Source organism: Bacillus sp. LR_5, from assembly GCF_042709275.1.
Genome location: NZ_JAVAXX010000506.1, coordinates 1 through 2,490 on the forward strand (window position 1 = coordinate 1; position 2,490 = coordinate 2,490).

The following is a 2,490-nucleotide window of genomic DNA, read 5'->3' on the forward strand; positions in this document are numbered from 1 at the left end:
CGCATTATCCGGCTCAACCAAAATTCTCACGAAGTCGTCTACCGTGAGTTTGTTCAGTTCTACACGAATTGGGAAACGCCCCTGCAGCTCAGGAATCAAATCAGACGGTTTGGCCATATGAAACGCTCCTGCTGCAATAAATAATACATGGTCTGTTTTTACAGAACCATATTTTGTAACAACGGTTGAACCCTCAACAATCGGCAGGATATCCCGCTGAACGCCTTCTCTTGAAACATCGGCAGAAGAAGATGCACCGCCGTTCTTTGCGATTTTATCAATCTCATCGATAAAGATAATCCCGCTCTCTTCTGCTCTCTGAACAGCTTCCTGGCCGACTTCATCCATATCGATGAGTTTGCTTGCTTCTTCATTCGTCAGGACTTTTCTGGCTTCTCTGACTGTCATTTTGCGCCGCTTCTTTTTCTTTGGCATTAATCCGCTCAGCGCATCCTGCATGTTCATACCCATCTGCTCCATACCCGAGCCCTGCAGCATGTCAAACATAGAAGGCTGCTGTTCTTCGACTTCTACTGTTACATAGTAGTCTTCGAGCTCTCCTAAAGCCAGCTGATGCGCCATTCGTTTTCTTTTTTCTTCGATGTTTGCTTCTTCCTGGCTCTCCGCCTCATCTTCACCATTCGGCTGGCTGCCTCCAAAAAACATTTCAAACGGATTTTTAACGCCAGATTGTTTTTTCTTCCCAGGAACTAACAGACGAACAATGCGTTTGTTTGCATTTTCTTCTGCCTGTTCCTTTACTTCATTCATTTTCTCTTCTTTGATAAGCCGAACAGAAGTCTCCACAAGATCTCTGACCATTGATTCAACATCTCTGCCTACATAGCCGACTTCGGTAAATTTAGTAGCTTCAATTTTGATAAATGGCGCACCTGAAAGCTTAGCGATTCGTCTGGCAATTTCAGTTTTCCCGACGCCGGTAGGACCCATCATTAAAATGTTTTTCGGAACGACCTCGTCCTTCAGCTTTTCATCCAGAAGACTTCTTCTATAGCGGTTTCTTAATGCCACGGCGACAGCTTTTTTCGCATTTTGCTGACCGACAATATATTGGTCTAACCGATCTACAATCTGTCTAGGAGTTAACGGTTTTTTTTCCATGCGCCTCAAGTCCTTTCTATTCAAGCTCTTCCAGTATGATTTGATCGTTCGTGTAAACACAAATTTCGCCTGCTGTTTCTAACGCGGCTCTGGCAATCTCACTTGCAGACATGCTTTCCCCGGCATGCTTTTTCAGTGCTCTTCCCGCTGCCAAAGCGTAATTGCCTCCTGATCCAATCGCGAGAATGCCGTCATCTGGTTCGATCACCTCGCCTGTTCCCGATACGAGAAGCAAAGTATCCTGATTCATAACAATCAGCATGGCTTCGAGCTTTCTTAGCACTTTATCACTGCGCCATTCCTTCGCAAGCTCAACAGCCGCCCGTTTTAAGTTGCCGTTATATTCTTCAAGCTTAGCTTCAAACTTTTCGAATAAAGTGAAAGCGTCTGCAACAGATCCCGCAAAGCCAGCAAGAACTTTGCCGTTAAACAGTTTTCTCACTTTCCGTGCCGTGTGTTTCATGACAACAGCCTGACCAAATGTTACTTGGCCGTCTCCGGACATAGCGCTTCGTCCTTTATGCTGTACGGCAAATATTGTGGTCGCATGAAAAGATGACATAAAGGGCCTCCTTTAATTTTTCTTAAATGCTCTTGGATGGTGAGACATATATGTGTTTCTCAACATTTCCTTCGAAACGTGCGTGTATATCTGTGTAGAAGACAGATTGGAATGCCCGAGCAGTTCTTGAACGCTTCTCAAATCCGCTCCTTCATTTAACAGATGCGTGGCGAACGTATGTCGAAGCATATGCGGATGGATATGTAAAGTGCTTGACGCTTTTTGAACAATCCCGCTTAAAATATGTCTGATGCCACGGGCTGTAAGCGGTCCGCCTCTTTGATTTACGAATAATAGATCATGAGGTTCTTTTGCCTTCATCAGCAAGCACTGTCTTCCGCTATTCATGTATACCTTCAACGCTTCGCGGGCATAAGACCCAAAGGGGATATAGCGCTGCTTCTTGCCTTTACCGTGAACAAGCACAGTGTCCATAAATAAATCAACGTCGTTAATAGTTATGGAACAGCATTCACTGACCCTCATTCCGGTGGCATAGAGCAGCTCTAACAGCGCTTGATCCCTCATTCCGGCCGGCTGGCTTATATCTGAAACTTCAAACAGCTCCTCAAGCTCTTTTTGATATAGAAACTTCGGTATCCGTTTCTCCTGTTTTGGCAGATGAACAAGCTGAAACGGATTTTCTTCAATAAGCTTTTCCCGCATCAGAAACTTATAAAAGCTTCTTAATGCAGATATCTTTTTGCTTATTGTTCTTCTCGATAAACCTTTTTCATAGGCTTCTGTCAAAAAAATCCTAGTATCTTGATATGCAGCTTCTTCAAATCCATTTATACCTTGAACGC

General features: G+C 44.2%; 3 protein-coding genes. All 3 read right to left on the reverse strand.

Going from position 1 to position 2,490, the window contains the following annotated elements:
- On the reverse strand, window positions 1-1,122 hold a 1,122-nt coding region (gene hslU, locus RAC86_RS37725), incomplete at its 3' end, for an ATP-dependent protease ATPase subunit HslU (protein ID WP_377886859.1).
- A 16-nt stretch (window positions 1,123-1,138) separates the two neighbouring features.
- Window positions 1,139-1,684, reverse strand: a complete 546-nt coding sequence (gene clpQ / locus RAC86_RS37730; protein ID WP_003238555.1) for an ATP-dependent protease subunit ClpQ — start codon at window positions 1,682-1,684, stop codon at window positions 1,139-1,141.
- 12 nt (window positions 1,685-1,696) lie between these two features.
- Window positions 1,697-2,490: tyrosine recombinase XerC (xerC, locus tag RAC86_RS37735; RefSeq protein WP_377886860.1), on the reverse strand; the 794-nt coding region annotated here is incomplete at its 5' end.

Bases quoted from the DNA above. Each gene is read 5' to 3' on its own strand.
- clpQ (WP_003238555.1), bottom strand. From the start codon at position 1,684: ATGTCATCTTTTCATGCGACCACAATATTTGCCGTACAGCATAAAGGA.